This window comes from Streptomyces sp. NPDC002994, from assembly GCF_040611155.1.
GTDB lineage: Bacteria > Actinomycetota > Actinomycetes > Streptomycetales > Streptomycetaceae > Streptomyces.
The window spans coordinates 82,850-96,791 of the sequence record NZ_JBEXNQ010000007.1; the positions used below are offsets into that span (position 1 = coordinate 82,850).

Annotated in this window: 16 protein-coding genes; 7 read left to right on the top strand and 9 right to left on the bottom strand. The window is 69.7% G+C overall.

Annotated elements, in window-relative coordinates; all coding sequences use genetic code 11:
* The first annotated feature begins 92 nt into the window (after positions 1-92).
* Positions 93-254: a hypothetical protein gene (locus tag ABZX79_RS11015; RefSeq protein ID WP_355254489.1), complete on the top strand. Its 162-nt coding sequence runs from the start codon at positions 93-95 to the stop codon at positions 252-254.
* Positions 255-280: 26 nt separating this feature from the next.
* Here the strand turns inward: ABZX79_RS11015 and ABZX79_RS11020 are convergent, their stop codons facing one another.
* A complete protein-coding gene (locus tag ABZX79_RS11020) occupies positions 281-1,024 on the bottom strand; it encodes a Sir2 family NAD-dependent protein deacetylase (protein WP_355254491.1) in 744 nt (247 codons plus the stop codon).
* A gap of 136 nt (positions 1,025-1,160) precedes the next feature.
* Here ABZX79_RS11020 and ABZX79_RS11025 point away from each other — a divergent pair, with 136 nt between their 5' ends.
* The 4 genes from ABZX79_RS11025 (at position 1,161) to ABZX79_RS11040 (ending at position 3,502) form a co-directional block, all read left to right on the top strand.
* Positions 1,161-1,787 (top strand): histidine phosphatase family protein, encoded by a 627-nt coding sequence (locus ABZX79_RS11025; protein WP_355254493.1) that lies wholly within the window; start codon positions 1,161-1,163, stop codon positions 1,785-1,787.
* 77 nt (positions 1,788-1,864) lie between these two features.
* A complete protein-coding gene (locus tag ABZX79_RS11030) occupies positions 1,865-2,107 on the top strand; it encodes a DUF6296 family protein (protein WP_355254495.1) in 243 nt (80 codons plus the stop codon).
* Positions 2,108-2,221: 114 nt separating this feature from the next.
* Positions 2,222-3,082: a GNAT family N-acetyltransferase gene (locus ABZX79_RS11035; RefSeq protein WP_355254497.1), complete on the top strand. Its 861-nt coding sequence runs from the start codon at positions 2,222-2,224 to the stop codon at positions 3,080-3,082.
* Between the two features lie 129 nt (positions 3,083-3,211).
* Entirely contained in the window at positions 3,212-3,502 is a 291-nt protein-coding gene (locus tag ABZX79_RS11040) for a hypothetical protein (RefSeq protein ID WP_355254499.1), read from the top strand.
* Here the strand turns inward: ABZX79_RS11040 and ABZX79_RS11045 are convergent.
* On the bottom strand, positions 3,489-3,674 hold the full coding sequence (locus ABZX79_RS11045; protein WP_355254501.1) for a dihydrofolate reductase family protein: 186 nt from the start codon (positions 3,672-3,674) through the stop codon (positions 3,489-3,491). The genes ABZX79_RS11040 and ABZX79_RS11045 overlap by 14 nt on opposite strands.
* Positions 3,675-3,880: 206 nt before the next feature.
* Between ABZX79_RS11045 and ABZX79_RS11050 the strand changes: the two genes are divergently transcribed.
* Together ABZX79_RS11050 and ABZX79_RS11055 are read left to right on the top strand one after the other, a co-directional pair.
* Positions 3,881-4,570, top strand: coding sequence for a class E sortase (locus ABZX79_RS11050; RefSeq protein ID WP_355254503.1), 690 nt, complete (start codon positions 3,881-3,883; stop codon positions 4,568-4,570).
* Between the two features lie 68 nt (positions 4,571-4,638).
* On the top strand, positions 4,639-4,929 hold the full coding sequence (locus ABZX79_RS11055) for a hypothetical protein (protein ID WP_355254505.1): 291 nt from the start codon (positions 4,639-4,641) through the stop codon (positions 4,927-4,929).
* Positions 4,930-5,056: 127 nt separating this feature from the next.
* Here ABZX79_RS11055 and ABZX79_RS11060 read toward each other — a convergent pair whose 3' ends face one another.
* From ABZX79_RS11060 to ABZX79_RS11090, 7 genes are all read right to left on the bottom strand, one after another.
* Positions 5,057-5,815 carry a class I SAM-dependent methyltransferase gene (locus ABZX79_RS11060; RefSeq protein ID WP_355254507.1) on the bottom strand — a complete coding sequence of 253 codons (759 nt, stop codon included), beginning with the start codon at positions 5,813-5,815 and terminating at the stop codon, positions 5,057-5,059.
* Positions 5,816-5,900: 85 nt separating this feature from the next.
* The gene (locus ABZX79_RS11065) at positions 5,901-7,226 is read right to left on the bottom strand and encodes an MFS transporter (RefSeq protein ID WP_355254509.1); all 1,326 of its coding nucleotides are present in this window, start codon (positions 7,224-7,226) and stop codon (positions 5,901-5,903) included.
* Positions 7,223-8,482: a biotin carboxylase gene (locus ABZX79_RS11070; protein WP_355254511.1), complete on the bottom strand. Its 1,260-nt coding sequence runs from the start codon at positions 8,480-8,482 to the stop codon at positions 7,223-7,225. The genes ABZX79_RS11065 and ABZX79_RS11070 overlap by 4 nt, the downstream gene beginning before the upstream one ends.
* The gene (locus ABZX79_RS11075) at positions 8,479-9,786 is read right to left on the bottom strand and encodes an ATP-grasp domain-containing protein (protein WP_355254513.1); all 1,308 of its coding nucleotides are present in this window, start codon (positions 9,784-9,786) and stop codon (positions 8,479-8,481) included. Before ABZX79_RS11075 ends, ABZX79_RS11070 begins: the two co-directional genes overlap by 4 nt.
* Positions 9,780-11,060: an aminotransferase class V-fold PLP-dependent enzyme gene (locus ABZX79_RS11080; RefSeq protein ID WP_355254515.1), complete on the bottom strand. Its 1,281-nt coding sequence runs from the start codon at positions 11,058-11,060 to the stop codon at positions 9,780-9,782. Before ABZX79_RS11080 ends, ABZX79_RS11075 begins: the two co-directional genes overlap by 7 nt.
* 1 nt (position 11,061) lies before the next feature.
* Positions 11,062-12,390, bottom strand: coding sequence for a pyridoxal-phosphate dependent enzyme (locus ABZX79_RS11085; protein ID WP_355254517.1), 1,329 nt, complete (start codon positions 12,388-12,390; stop codon positions 11,062-11,064).
* Positions 12,387-13,862 (bottom strand): Y4yA family PLP-dependent enzyme, encoded by a 1,476-nt coding sequence (locus tag ABZX79_RS11090; RefSeq protein WP_355254519.1) that lies wholly within the window; start codon positions 13,860-13,862, stop codon positions 12,387-12,389. The genes ABZX79_RS11085 and ABZX79_RS11090 overlap by 4 nt, the downstream gene beginning before the upstream one ends.
* Positions 13,863-13,942 lie beyond the last annotated feature (80 nt).

The following is a 13,942-nucleotide window of genomic DNA, read 5'->3' on the forward strand; positions in this document are numbered from 1 at the left end:
CTGCTCCGGCGCTCCCGAGAGCGCCTACACTCGTCCTCCGTTCTGGCTACCGCCAGAAGCCGCACGTACCGACTTGAAGGGCCCTCTTCGACGTGAGTTCCGCAAACCGTGCCGAGGCACCGATCTATGCAGGCCTCATAGAGGAGCGGGGCGATGTACCTGCCGAGGTACGCCGGACCGCAGAGGAGACGCTCCGGGAGGTCGAGCAGGCGATGGACTTCAGTTCTGTGCGCGCGACGGCGCTGCGCTGGTAGCCCGAGCCGTACGGCCGGGCCTGGCCTCAGGCGGCCAGGCCCTTCAGCAGGGCGGGCAGTGCCGTCCCGATGGGCTCGCGCACGACCTCGTCGGCCAGTTCGTCGTAAGGCGTCGGCTCGGCATTGACGACGACCAGCCGTGCGCCGTACTCCGCGGCGATCCCCGCCAGTGAGGCTGCCGGCTGCACCTTGAGGCTGGTGCCGACGGCCACGAACACGTCGCTCGCCTTGGCGATCGCCAAAGCCTGAGCCATCACCGCGGGGTCGAGCCGCTGCCCGAACATCACCGTGGCCGACTTGAGGATGCCCCCGCACGCACGGCACGGCGGGTCTTCCTCGCCTGCCCGCACCCGCGCCAGCGTCTCCTCCATCGGAGAGCGGCTGTGGCAGCCGGTGCACACCGACGACCTGGCCGTCCCGTGCAGTTCGAGCACCTTGCGGGCAGGCAGACCGGCGAGCTGGTGCAGCCCGTCGACGTTCTGGGTCAGGACCCTGACCGGAACCCCTGAGCGTTCCAGCTCGGCGATCGCCCGGTGCGCGTCGTTCGGCCGGGCCCGCAGCGCGGGACTGTCGACGCGCATGCGCCAGGCACGGCGGCGGACGTCCGGGTCGGCCATGTAGAAGTCGTACGTAACGAGCTTCTCGGCCTCCGGATCGCGTCGCCACAGGCCGTTCGGTCCCCGGTAGTCGGGGATGCCGGAATCCGTGGAGATACCGGCTCCGCTGAGCACGGCGACCAGCGGCTTCCGTGCCGTTCCGTTGCTGCTCATACGGTCGAGCCTAGGCGGCGGGACACGTCGGCGTCGACGGAATTGTGGGCCGCGCGCCCCGGGAACCGAGGGGGAGGACTCGCGCGTCAATGTCCCCGATACGCAAGATCAAAGATCTTCTCGAGGGACCTCGGACATGACGGACGGCACGGCCACTCGGTACCTCTACCTCGCCCGGCACGGTGAGGCGTCACCGGACGAGAGGGCTCTGACCGAAAACGGGCGTCGCCAAGCCGTTCTGCTCGGTGAACGGCTCCGGAAGACGCCCCTGTCCGCGATCCATCACGGTCCGCTGCCTCGGGCGGCCCAGACGGCCCGGCTGATCGGCGAGCAGCTCGTCGGCGTACCACTGCACCAGTCCGAGCCGGCCGGGGACTACATCCCCTACCTGCCGCGGAAGCAGGAGCTGCCGCCGGATTCGGCCGACCGCATGCTCACCTTCCTCGCGCAGTTCCCGGAAGGCGAGCGTGAGCGTGGCCCGGCGCTTGCCAGGGAGGCACTGGCGACGTTCGCGGGACCGGTGGAGGGCGGCGAGCCTCGTCACGAACTGGTCGTCACCCACAACTTCCTCATCGGCTGGCTGGTCCGGGCCGCCCACGACGCGCCGCGGTGGCGCTGGATGGGTCTCAACCACGGCAACGCGGCTCTGACGGTCATCCGCTATGCGCCCGGCAGACCGTCCTCCGTGCTCGTCCACAACGACATGCGGCACCTGCCCGCGGAACTGCGCTGGACCGGCTTCCCGCGCGAACTCCACATCTGAGCTGCGGCCACCCTGCCCGTAATGCGCGACTATGGATGCATGTGTGTGGCGTAACGGCTTCTCACCGAGGAGGCGACATGGGCAGGTCTGATCACTACGAGCTGGTTTTCACACACCCAGGCGCAACCGCAGCCGTTCCGGAGGCTGCGGATGTCGTGGAAGTGCACCGCACGGATCGGAGTGGGCCCGGTGGTCACCCGGTGTACGCGGATGACACGGGCATCGTCCTGGCCGAGATAAGCGACCGCGACGAGGTGCGGATGCTCGCCAGTGGCGGTCATCAGGACCCCGCGGCGGCGGTTCAGGTACGTCCGGCCTGAGCCCGTGGCTGCGAGCGGCGGTCCGGGGCGTGGCAGCCGGCTGCATTGCCGTTGGCGCGGCCGACGCGTTTGATGGAAGGAGGGCCTTGGCCTGAGAGAAGGGGAGTTGGATCCGTGGACCTCGCACTGCGCCCCGGAAGAGCGGACGATGCCGCGGAGTGCGGCAGGATCTGCTTCGAGGCTTTCTCCGAAATCGCCCGTCAGCACGGATTCCCCTCCGATGCCCCGGCGTCGGCGGAGGCGGCCGCCGGTATGGCGGAGTCGCTGCTGAACCACCCAGGGTTCTACAGTGTTGTCGCCGAGCTCGACGGCCGGATCGTCGGCAGCAACTTCCTCGACGAGCGGTCGCCCGTCGTCGGCGTCGGGCCGGTCACCGTGGATCCCGCCGCGCAGAACGGCGGCGTGGGGCGCCGCCTCATGGAGGACGTCATGCGGCGGGCCGCCGAGCGCGGTGTGCCCGGCATCCGACTGCTCCAGAGCGGATACCACTCACGGTCGTTCGCGCTCTACGCCGCTCTCGGGTTCGAGTTCCGCGAAACTGTGGCCTGCCTGCAGGGCCGGCCGATCGGAGGGACCGTGCCGGGGTACGAGGTGCGCCCGGCCACGGATGCCGATGTGGCGGCCTGCAACGAGGTGTGCCGGAAGGTCCACGGGGCCGATCGCGGCGGTGAACTCGCCGACGCGCTCAAGACGGGCACGGCCCGCGTGACCGAGCACGGCGGACGGATCACGGGCTACGCCACGGATCTGTCCTTCTTCGCCCACGCGGTCGGCGAGACCACCGAGGACATCAGGGCCCTCATCGCTGCGGCGCCCGCCTTCGGCGGCCCCGGCATTCTTGTCCCCGCGTCCAACAGCGCGCTGCTCCAGTGGTGCCTGCGAAACGGCCTCAAGGTGGGTCAGCTGATGAGCCTGATGACGATCGGGCTGTACAACGAGCCCGCCGGAGCGTATCTCCCCTCCATTCTTTACTGACTTCTGCTGACTTCCCCGTGGTGTGACGAAATGCCATTGGGGACGTTCGGGTGGTTTGTGGCCTCGCATGCAACTGCGCATCGCCATACGGGACTCCTGTTGCTCAGAGACGACACCCTGGAGGTTCCGATGAGCAGCACACAGGTTCCCGCAATCCCGTTCAAGACGCCGCGTTGGGCGCGCGACCCGTACCGCTTCCACGGTCCGGAGGACTTCGACCAGCTCGATGCCGCCCCGGACCCCGAACAGCGGCTGCCTTTCGTCCTGGCGGCCTCCGACAAGCGCCGCCTGGACCTCTATGCGGCCTTGACCACCACCGGGATCGCACCACTGCCCGGGGACCTTGAAGCCATCGACGTCCTCAGCAAGCTCGACGACACCACCATCAGGACCGTCCTGCGATGGATCACGAGCCCCTGACCGCGAAGGTGGTCAGTTCGACGGCCTCGTAACCGTCCAAGCCCCCGGACAGGTTGTCGAAGAGGCGCTCGCCGGCACCGATGAACATCGGCACGATCACCACGTGCATCTCGTCGACCAGCCCCGCGCGCAGGAACTGCTGAAGGGTCGCGGCGCCTCCGCCGAGACGCACATCCTGCCGTCTCCTCGCGGGAATGGTGTGTGTCACACCGCATGGCCGGGATACGTCGATGCCGCGCGGCGCACGCGTCCGAGATTGAATCGAACGTACGTATGGACACGGGACGGGAACACCCCGCCAGCTTGCGTTGTTTTGATGGGAAAGCCGACCACCGTCTCCAGAGGCGTTGTCCGGCCTCCTCTGCCATCCGGAATGCCATGCTGACTCCCCGCCTCCTTCCCGCAGCGCTCGCAAGCGCACTCATCGCCGTGCTGGTCGGCTGTGCCACTGGGGCCTCCGGTGCCGCCGATGCCCCCGATCGTGCAGCCGACAAGCCCGCAGCGGCCCCCGTCGCGGCGCAATCTCCGGACACCACCGCGGTGGCGCGCCAGGAGACGGCTCTGCTGGGCATCCCGTCGATCGGCGTCAAGAACCTGCGCGTCGTCCCGTACGAGGGGACGACCGACGACTGGCCCGGTACGCGCATCCAGAACCGTGGTGTGGCCGCCAGTCCGTACGGCGACGAAGGCGGTGTCGGGCCCGGCGAGGTCGGCAACTACCTGGTCACGGCACACCGCCTCTCCTCCGGAGGACCGCTGCGTGACCTCCCGTCCGTCGACAAGGGCGACTCCGTATTCGTCACGTCGGGCGGCAAGGTGTACGAGTACGAGATCACCGACACCAGGACTACATCGTTCCGCTCCGAGCGGTCACTCGCCGAGCAGCGGGCCGCGGTACCGGGATCACCGGGCAAGCAGCCCACCAAGGCCATGATCACCGTCTCCACCTGCGCGACGCCGGAGGATGACGCGGCCGGGAACTTCTGGCGCGACGACAAGGGCAACCCCGAGCATCGCATCGACAAGATCGGCGTGCTGGTCTCCTCGCGGACGGCGGCAAGCGAGTAAATAAAGCTTGTGGGTGATGGGCGGCGGGCAGCCGTGTCCGTGGGACGGCCTCGGCCGTTGCTCCGGGCATGATCAAAGCAAAGAGCGTCCTCGCCGTCGCAGCCCTCGCTGCCGGCGTTTCAGCACTCGCCGCCCCTGCCGCGTCTGCGGCCGAGGCCTCCAACCGCCAGTACTTGCTGGACATCCCCAAGGAGCTCGACAATATCGGTGCGCTCGCCGTGCCGGCCGACCGCCGGGACGAGGTGCCGACCGTCACCGGTCAGCTCAAGGGCCTTGGCCAACTGCACAAGCTGAGCGAGCTTCAGCAGTTCACCGGCATGGTTTCGCCGCTCACCGGGCTGATTCCCGCCGTGGAGTAGTGGCCCCCGCCGACGGGCGCGCTCCGTGATCTCGCCACAGCCACGGCAGCGCGCCGGTCAGATTTCAGCGCCGTACCAGCGCTCAAGCTGGGCTCCGTCTCCGCGAGGACCCCGACAGCGGGAACGCTCAGGCGACCGCTACCAGGACGCAGCTGTGGCCGTACTGCCAGACCGGGCCCGCCTCCGCGAACCCCGCCTTCCTCAGCAGGTCCGTGTGGCGGTCGAGGCTCAGGCCGTTGTCGTCGCCGTCCAGGCGCCTGCGGCGGCGCTCCGCCATGAGGCCGGCCAGCTCCGGGGCCGCGTCTGCGGCGGCCCACCAGGACTGCCAGTCCTCGTGGCCGCGAACCCCCAGCCGACCGGCGCGTCGGCGGCCCACGTGCTGGGCGATCGGGGCCACCAGCGGCCCCTCGTGGAAGAAATGGTCCGCATTGACGATCACTCCGCCGGGCCGCAGCGTGGAGTGCAGATGCTCATATACGTCGAGCAGGACGGGCTCGGGCAAGTAGTGGAGAGCCGTTGCGGACACCGCGGCATCCAGCGGTCGCCCCAGAGCCAGCGCGTCGATCCAGCCCGGCGAGCCGATCGGCACATCGACGAAGCGGGCCGCCGTACCGCAGTGTCTGCGTCCCAGCTCCAGCAGCAGCGGATCCGTGTCCACGGCGACGATCTCCCACTCCGGGCGCCGGGCGGCGAGCCGCGCCGTCAGCGAACCGGGACCGCAGCCCAGATCGGCCACCAGAGGCCGCCGTTGTCCCGCCGTGGCGTGCTCGACCACGTCCGCGATGACGGTGAAGCGTTCCTCACGGTCGATCGCGTAGCGTTCCTGCTGGAGGTCCCAGCGCCGGATCCACTCCGCCGCCGCGGACGATGTCAACTGCTCTGTCACGATGTGCCCTTGCTCGCTGTGCTGGTGGTTCTCGGTACGTGTTCGGATCTGGGTCAAGCAGGCGTACGGGTCAGGGGGCCGGCCATCACCCCGTCTGGTCCGGTGCCAAGGGCTGTTCGGCCGGGGCTGCCGTCGGCTGGTCGTGCCCCGCGCCCGCCGGCCGCTCCAGCGCACCCGGCCAGGCGGCCACGCCCGCCGCCACCGCCGTCGCGGCCGCCGCGGCGAGAAAGCCCCACACCGGACCGGACGGCTGGTCCGCGACAACACCCGTGACGGCCGAACCCAGAGCGGCCATCGACAGGTTGGTCGTCGTGAGCCAGGTGTACGCCTCGTTGAGCATCCGTTCCGGGACCAGCTTGCCCACCAGCTCCGCCTCGACCGTCAGCGCGGGCGCTATGACCGCTCCGGTGAGGAAGAGGATGCCGCCGAGGGCGACCGAGCCGGGCATCAGGGCCCACAGCGCGTAACCGGCGGCCAGTGCGGTCAGCAGCCATACGAACCGGCGGACCAGCGGCGCCGCGAACTGCCTGCTGCCGTACCAGATCCCGGCGACGGCACTGCCGATGCTCCATACGGCGATCAGCACCCCCGTCACGCTCCCGGCGGCCGCCCCGTCATGGGCCTTGGTGAACGCCGCGATCGCGACCGGCGCGCCGCCGAAGGAGAAGGCGATGCCCGCCGCGCACACCAGCAGCGCGGGCAGCCCCGGCTCCCGCAGCGGCCCGAGCCCGCGCGCCCGTGCACCGGCGGAGGCGGGGCGCAGTTCGCGCATCGCGCGGCCGCGGACCAGCGCCAGAGTCCCGAAGCCGGTACACAGGGCCGCGCCGGTCAGCGCGGCCGCCGGACCCGCGATGCCCGCGTCGGTGCCGAGGACGGAGCCGAGCGGCCCGCCGATCAGCATGAACCCCGAGAACAGCAGCGGGCCGACCACGAAGACCAGCTCGAAGAGCGTCGACTCGGCCGCCATCGCCGCCGTACGCGCCTCACCGCGGCCGCTCTCCGCACTCGTCAGTACGGTCCACGCCGCCCGCAGCGCGGGACTGATCGCGGGGAACGCGGCGCCGGACAGCGCCGCGATCACGCAGAGCACCGGAACTGGAAGCTCCACCAGCACCGCGGCCAGCAGCCCGAGTTGGAGTGCGGCGTACACAGCGGCGTAGTACGGAAGCACCCGGCCCGCGCCGAAACGGTCGGCCAGCCGTCCGGCCACCGGAGCCGTCACCGCCGTGGCGAGCGAGGTCGACGCGCCCACCAGACCGGCCTGGCCGAAGCTGCCGGTGGTCTCCTTGACCAGCAGCAGCCAGGCGAGCACCGTGACGCCTTGCCCGAGCCGGGCCACCACCCCGCCCACCAGGAGCAGCGGCGCGCCGGGGACGCGCCAGACCGTCGCGTACTGTCCGAACGCTGTCATGGGGTGCTCCCGCAGGGGATGCCGCGGACCCGGAAGTCGCGGGCGGTGGCGACGACGGCGGCTTCGACGCCCGCGCTGGTCGCGCCGCGGAACCGGAAGCGCCCGCCGACGTGTTCGTAGTAGGCGTCGGCCGCCGGAAGGATCTCGCCCGGCCGCAGCAGGGCTTCGGCGTACGGCCCGGGTTCACGCCCGGTCATCGGTGTGACCTCCTGGATCAGGCAGGGCCGGGCGGCCGGCGCGGGTACGAGGAGCCAGCCGCCGATCTCCGGACCGGCGGCCGGCGGACCGGGAGGCTCGTACGGCTGCGGCGGCTGCCCGAGAGCGATGCGGAAGGCCGCCTCCATCAGGTCGTAGCCGTGCACTTCCCGCCACAGGAACGGGATCTCGCTGCCGCCGACGCGTGCCCCGATCTCCAGGAAGGAGCAGCGGACCGAGGAGTCCTCCCGGCTCTCCACGAAGACCTCCAGATGGAACGCCGTGGGTCTGTCGGTGAGCGCGCGCAGCACCCGGCGTGTGAAGTCACCGATCGCCGCCCGCACTTCGGGCCGGTCCACCTCGACCGAACCGAGCGAGTCGCCGCTGCGAAAGCCCAGGCAGGTGTTCAGATAGCGCGAGACCCGCCACGGTCCGAGGTCGCGCCCGTCGAAGACGCCGTCCACGTGATGGACGGGATGCGGGTTGTAGGCCTGTACGAGCAGCTCTTCCGCGGCGGACGCCTCGAAGGCCTGGTTCAGCCCGGCCGCGTCGTCGATCCGCACGACGCCCTCGCTGGAGCTGCCCGTCCTCGGCTTGAGGACCACCGGCCAGCCGTGCCGCTCGGCGAACGCCCGCACCGCCCGCCGGTCCGGCGCGGTCGCGAAGGCGGGCGCGGCGAGACCCGCGCCCGACACCGCCCGCGCCATCAGCAGCTTGTCGCGCATCGGCAGCAGCTCCTGCGGTCGGCGGGCGCGGCAGTTCCACTCCATCGCCAGCTGCGCCGCCACCAGCAGGTCGTCCTCCTTCAGGGCGACGACCGACCGGGGCGCCCCGTGGCGTGTGGCCAGTGCGTCGAGCTGCTTGCGTACGTGGGCCAGGTCGTCGGTCGCCGCGACGACGGCGATCTCCACGGCGCCCTCGGGCACGGCCTCGGCTCCCACCTCCGTCGTGATGTACGAGACCGCGTGGGCGGTGTGGTCGAGATAGCGCTCATAGTGGGCGTAGCGGGCCCGCCAGCGGTGGATGACCACGACGTGCGGGCGCCGGCGGACGCCGGTCATGAGGCCGCTCCCGGCGACGGCTCCAGCTCGTAGAAACCGTGCCCGTCCAGATAGCAGACCGTGGCGAAGTCGCGCGCCACGACCTCCCGCTCGGGATGGGCGAGGCCGATCATCATCGGCTCGGTGGTGTCGTCGACCGTGAGCGGCAGCCGGCCGCCCGGCTCGACGATCAGCTGGACGTTGTGGAAGCTCTCCAGCCGCTCCACCTCGGGCAGCAGCGGGTACGACTTCAGCGTCCCCGCCACGGGCGAGGTCAGGAACGCCATCGCCACATGGCGGTCCACCCGGTGCGCGTCGCGGCAGGTCTCCAGGAAGCGCTGCGGCCGCAGATACGCGTCGACGGTTCGCCCGATCTGCGATTCGCCGGTCGCCAGCCCGGCGTAGTACGCGGTGTCCGCGCCGCAGAGCCGGACCCCTGCCTCGACCAGGCGCGGCCCGTCGGGCGTCAGCATGATCTCCAGATGGGCCGGGCCGTGCAGCACCCCGAGCGCGTCGAGGACCTCGAAGCCGTACGTGACCAGCCTCGCCCGGTCCGGGTCGCCCGGGGGCACCGACAGGGCCCCGCTGATCCTGTTGCTGACCCCGTTGACGGAGATCTTCGTGTACTGCCAGACGTCGGTGGCCCGGTGGTGCCCGTCCCGGCTCACGGTGTTCACGACGTACTCGGTGCCCCGCAGGAACTCCTGGGCCACCACTCCCTCATTGCGGAAGGAGAAGATGTTCGTCGCGTCCACGATCGCGCGGTAGGCGGCCGCCGACTCCTCGGGGGTGTCGCAGAACGACACCCCGTCGTTGCCGGCGCTGCGGACCGGCTTGACGACCACCCGGCCGCCCAGCTCCCGGTGCCACGCGACGAGTTCCTCCTCGGAGCCGGCCAGAACCTGCCGGGACCCGGGGACCCCGGCCGCCTTCACGGTCTCCATCTGTACGAACTTGTCCCGGCGGGCCGCGCTGAGCGCCGTCCCGTTCGTCGCCAGCCCCAGCAACTCGCTCACTTGGTCCGCCAGTTCCACGCCGAGCTCACCGCCGGTGAGTACGGCCAGTGGCTGGTGGGCGGCGACGGCCTTGGCGGTCCGCTCCGGGTCGCCCAGGTGGACGATGTTGTCGAGAAAGGGGTCCGTGCTGAAGCTCGACCGGTAGACCGGGGGAACCTCCGGGGTGCTCTGGACACGTACGACGGGATGGCCCGCGTCCATGAAGGCCTGCGCGAGCCGCATGGTCGGCGCGTATACGTCGACCATCGCGACCGGCGGCTTGGAGTTCAGCCCGTTCAGCCCGTTCTTCTCATTCTGCTCGTTCAGCACGTCACCGCACCTCGCGTCTGCCGGTCGAGCCCGTCCAGCACGTCGAGCAGGCGGTCGACCTCTTCCACGGTGTTGTAGACATGCAGGCTCACCCGCACCGAGCTCTCCTCTTCTCCGGAGCGCGCCTGGCAGTGCCCGTCGGCCCGCACCATCACGTCATGACTGGACAGGATGAATCCGAGGTCGTTGGAGCTGATGCCGCGGTGCCGGAACGTGACGATGCCCTGCCGTCGCTGTACGCCGGAGTCCGCGGCCAGACTCAGTGGGCAGCCCAGCACCTCGTACGACGGCAGGTGGCGCAGGCCCTCGGTCAGCCGCGCGCCGAGCCCGACCGTCCACCGCTCGATCCGCTCGGTGCCGGCCTCCTCCAGCCAGTCGAGCGCCGCTGTCAGGCTCACCACGCCGGTGGTGTTCGGGCTGCCGTTCCAGCCGCCGGGCCGGAACTCGGGTCCGCGTGCGCCGCGCGCCCAGACGGCTCCCGAACCGGGCAGGGCCATCGCCTTGTGCCCGGAGAAGACGACGAAGTCGACGTCGAGTGCTCCGACATCGACCGGAAGGTGGCCGATGCTCTGGGCGGCGTCCAGGCAGATGGGCACATCGGGGCCGACGGTACGGCGGATGCGATGCACGTTCATGTTCGCGCCGTACACATGGTGCACATGGGTGGCAGCCACGAAGCGGGTCCGCTCGTTGACGAGCGCGGCGAGCGCCGTCTGGTCGTAGTCGTGTGACTCCGCCTCGTACGGCATGTCCCTGATGACGATCCGGATTCCCCGCTTGCTCAGCAGCCGCTGCGCCTCCAGCCAGGGCTGGGCGTTGGCCTGGTGGTCGGCGAACGGGACGATGATCTCGTCGCCGTCGCGGAGCCACGAGACCAGCCAGTCGCGGGCGACGGTCCGCAGCCCTTCGGTGGTGCCGCTGGTGAAGTGGACCGTGGAGCGCCCGGAAACCGGGTCCGGGTCGCGCAGGAATCGCTTGACGCGGTCGCGGGCCCGCTCGACCAGCGCGGTCGTCTCGTTCGCCCAGGTGTATGTCCCGCGCCCGGCATTGGCGTTGGAGGTGGTGAGGTACGTCTGTACGGCGTCCAGGACCGCCTGCGGCTTCTGCGCGGTGGCGGCGCTGTCGAGGTAGGCCAGCCCGGGATGGCCGGTGACGATGGGGAACTGGGCGCGCAGCGCGGACTGCCAGTCCCTCAGATCGCCCAGATCGCTCGGATCGCTCAGATGGCCGGGGTCGGCGTGCAGATCGGTGCCGAGTGTCGATGAGGTCGGCATGTCAGTCCCTCACCATCGGCGCGCCCGCGTCCCGCCAGGCGATGACCCCGCCGGCCAGGCTGCGTACGTCGGTGTGGCCCATGCGGGTGAGCAGCGCGGCGTACTTCACGGACTGCTCACCCACCGGGCAGGCGAGCAGCACGGGCTGCTTGCTGCCGAAGGGCAGGCCGCCGTGGAGGAGTTCGTCGAAGAGCTGGTCGACGATGTTGACCGACCCCTCGATGTGGAGGGCGCGGAAGGCGATGGAGCCGCGCAGGTCGATGACCAGCGGACGCTCCTGCTCGATCCAGGCCTGTGCCCCTGCTACATCGACGACGGTGGCGACGGTGGCGGCGGCCAGCTCGGAGTCGCTCAGGGTGGCCACGGAGTTCTGCCGGGCCGGCTGGTTCAGCAGCTCGGGACGCCGTTGCCGGACGTAGCTCATATAGCTCTCGACCCGGTCGCAGACGATGAAGACCGCGGACTTTCGGTCGGTCAACTGCTCGTCCAGACCCTGGAGATGGCGTACGGCGCCGAAATAGGCGGCTCCGCCCGTCGGCCCCGCCAGCATGCCGCAGCGCCGTACCAGCGTGAGCATTCCGTCGATGGCCTCGTCCGCGGTCACCGACTCGACGGTGTCGTACGTCGCCGGGTCGAAGAGCCCCACCTCGTGGACCTCGTCGATGTTGCGGATGCCGGGGATGAAGTCCGACTTGTGGGCGACCAGGCCGATGACACCGGTCGCGGGATCGTGCGCGCGCAGCGCCCGGGCCGTTCCCGTGGAGGAGCCCGCCGTGCCGACGCAGGCCACGAAGTAGTCGGGGGCGCTGCCGCCCAGGTCCTTGATGATCTCGGGCCCCGTGCCGGAGGTGTGCGCCTCGACGTTGAGGGGGTTGTAGTACTGGTCCGTGTGCAGATAAGCGCTCTCGGAGTCGGAGAGCATCTGGTGGATCCGGGTCAGCGGGTCCTCGGTATTCGTGGGGTCGAGGCATTCGGCCTGACCCGGCAGCTCTTCGATTTCGGCGCCGAGCAGCAGAAGGAGGTCCTTGATCTCCGGGACCTTCATCCGGTTCGTGACGCTCTTGAAGGGAAGGCCGTGCATTCCGGCGATGACGGCGAGCGCCTTAGCCGTATTGCCACTGGACAGTTCCACGACGGAATGGCCATTTTGCTGCGCCTCGCCCAGATGGGGCCGCGCCATGTTCCAGGCGGCCCGGTCCTTGACGGAACCGAAAGGATTGAGCATTTCGAGCTTCGCGTAGAGGTCGATGTTCCGCAGTCCGTGTACGGAAGGGTCGATACGGACCAGTGGGGTGTCGCCTATGACCTCGGTGATGCTGTCGTACCTCATATGTGTTCCCCCGTGGTGATGTTGGGCCAGTACTGATCGTCGAGACACCAGCGCCATGAGCCCGCGTCCTCGAAAGCCGCGACTTTGCGCGCTATGGGCTGGTGCAGTGCGTGGTCGGCGCTGAAGTCCATGAAATAGCCCGCCGTATTGGCGAATCCGAGCAGATCGCCCGGGACCGGAAGGCGGGGCAGGAAGACCGTGCGCCGGGTGATGAAGTCGGCTTCCAGGCACAGGTTTCCGATGAGATGTACGCCGACGGGACCCGAGTCGTTGTCGGACGTCGCGGCGGCCCCGCCCGGGCGCGGGACGAGTACGGGATCGACCAGGACGCCGTGCTCCTCCAGGCTGACGTCCCCGGCGTTCATTTCCAGCCGTACGAAGCAGTCGCCCGCCGCCGTACGGCGCACTTCGAGGACCTTCGCGAGCGCGAGCCCGCACTGGTCGACGAGCGCCCGGCCGGGCTCGGTGTACAGGTCGTAGAGATTCTCCAGCAGGAGCGTGGCAAGGGGCCGGCCGCCCAGCGAAGGGGCGGGCAGGGAGAGCAGTTCGTCGAGATAACGCGGGCCGGCGACGGGCCGGTGCGCGGGGTAGAGGCCGAGCGCTCCGCGCAGCGTGCCGCCTTCGCTGCGCAGGCCGTAACCGTGGCCCTGCCAGGTCAGCGGCGACCGCCTGCCGAGTACGGCGTTGGTGAGCTCGGTGGTGTACCGCTCCCACTGCTCGCCGTCGGCCAGGTAGTTGACGCCGAAGCCGCCGCCGATGTCGATGACGCGCGGCCGCAGACCCCGGCTGTGGCACGCGTTCATGACCTTGATGCAGCCTTCGAGGGCGACGGCCTTCTCGGGCAGGCCGATGGTGTCGAGGTGGTACGCGACGCCGATGAGCTCTGTGGTGTCGCGGTGGCTCTCGACGGCGTTCAGCAGGCTGTCCAACTCTTGTACGGAGGTGCCGAACCGGCTCTTGCGGGTCAGCACCGTGGTGCCGGTCGCCTCGAAGGACGAGAGCCGCAGCAGGATCCGTACCCGGGGCAGACCGAACTTGCCGACGAGAGCGGCGAGTTCTTCCAGCTCCGCCCGCGAGTCGATATTGACGGTGATTCCGCTACGGGCGGCCAGCCACAGGAATTCCGGGTTCTTGGGCCCAGTGGCCATGATCCGGTCGGGAGCGAAACCCGAGCCGAGAGCGTGCTGGAGTTCGCCGAGCGAAGCGATGTCGATGGCAGCGGGTGTGGCCGCCAGCCGTCGTACGAGTGAACTCGACCTATTGGCCTTGTGTGCGAAGAAGATGTCACCGCCGAGACGATGACGCCGGTAGACCGAACGGAACTGTTCAAGATTCTCCGCGACTTGATCGGGCAGGACCACATTGAGCGGTGAGCCGAGTGCGGAGACCAGATCGTGCAGGAATCCGGGGGAATCCAGCAGCGAGGTGAGCCTGGATTCCAGGCGTGGGGCAAGAAACAGCGGAGTCGCCATGTGAGACGCGGTCTCCAGATCTTCTCGTAGGTGGATGAACCGGGTCGGAGAAGCAGACACGGATGACACTAGACCATGAA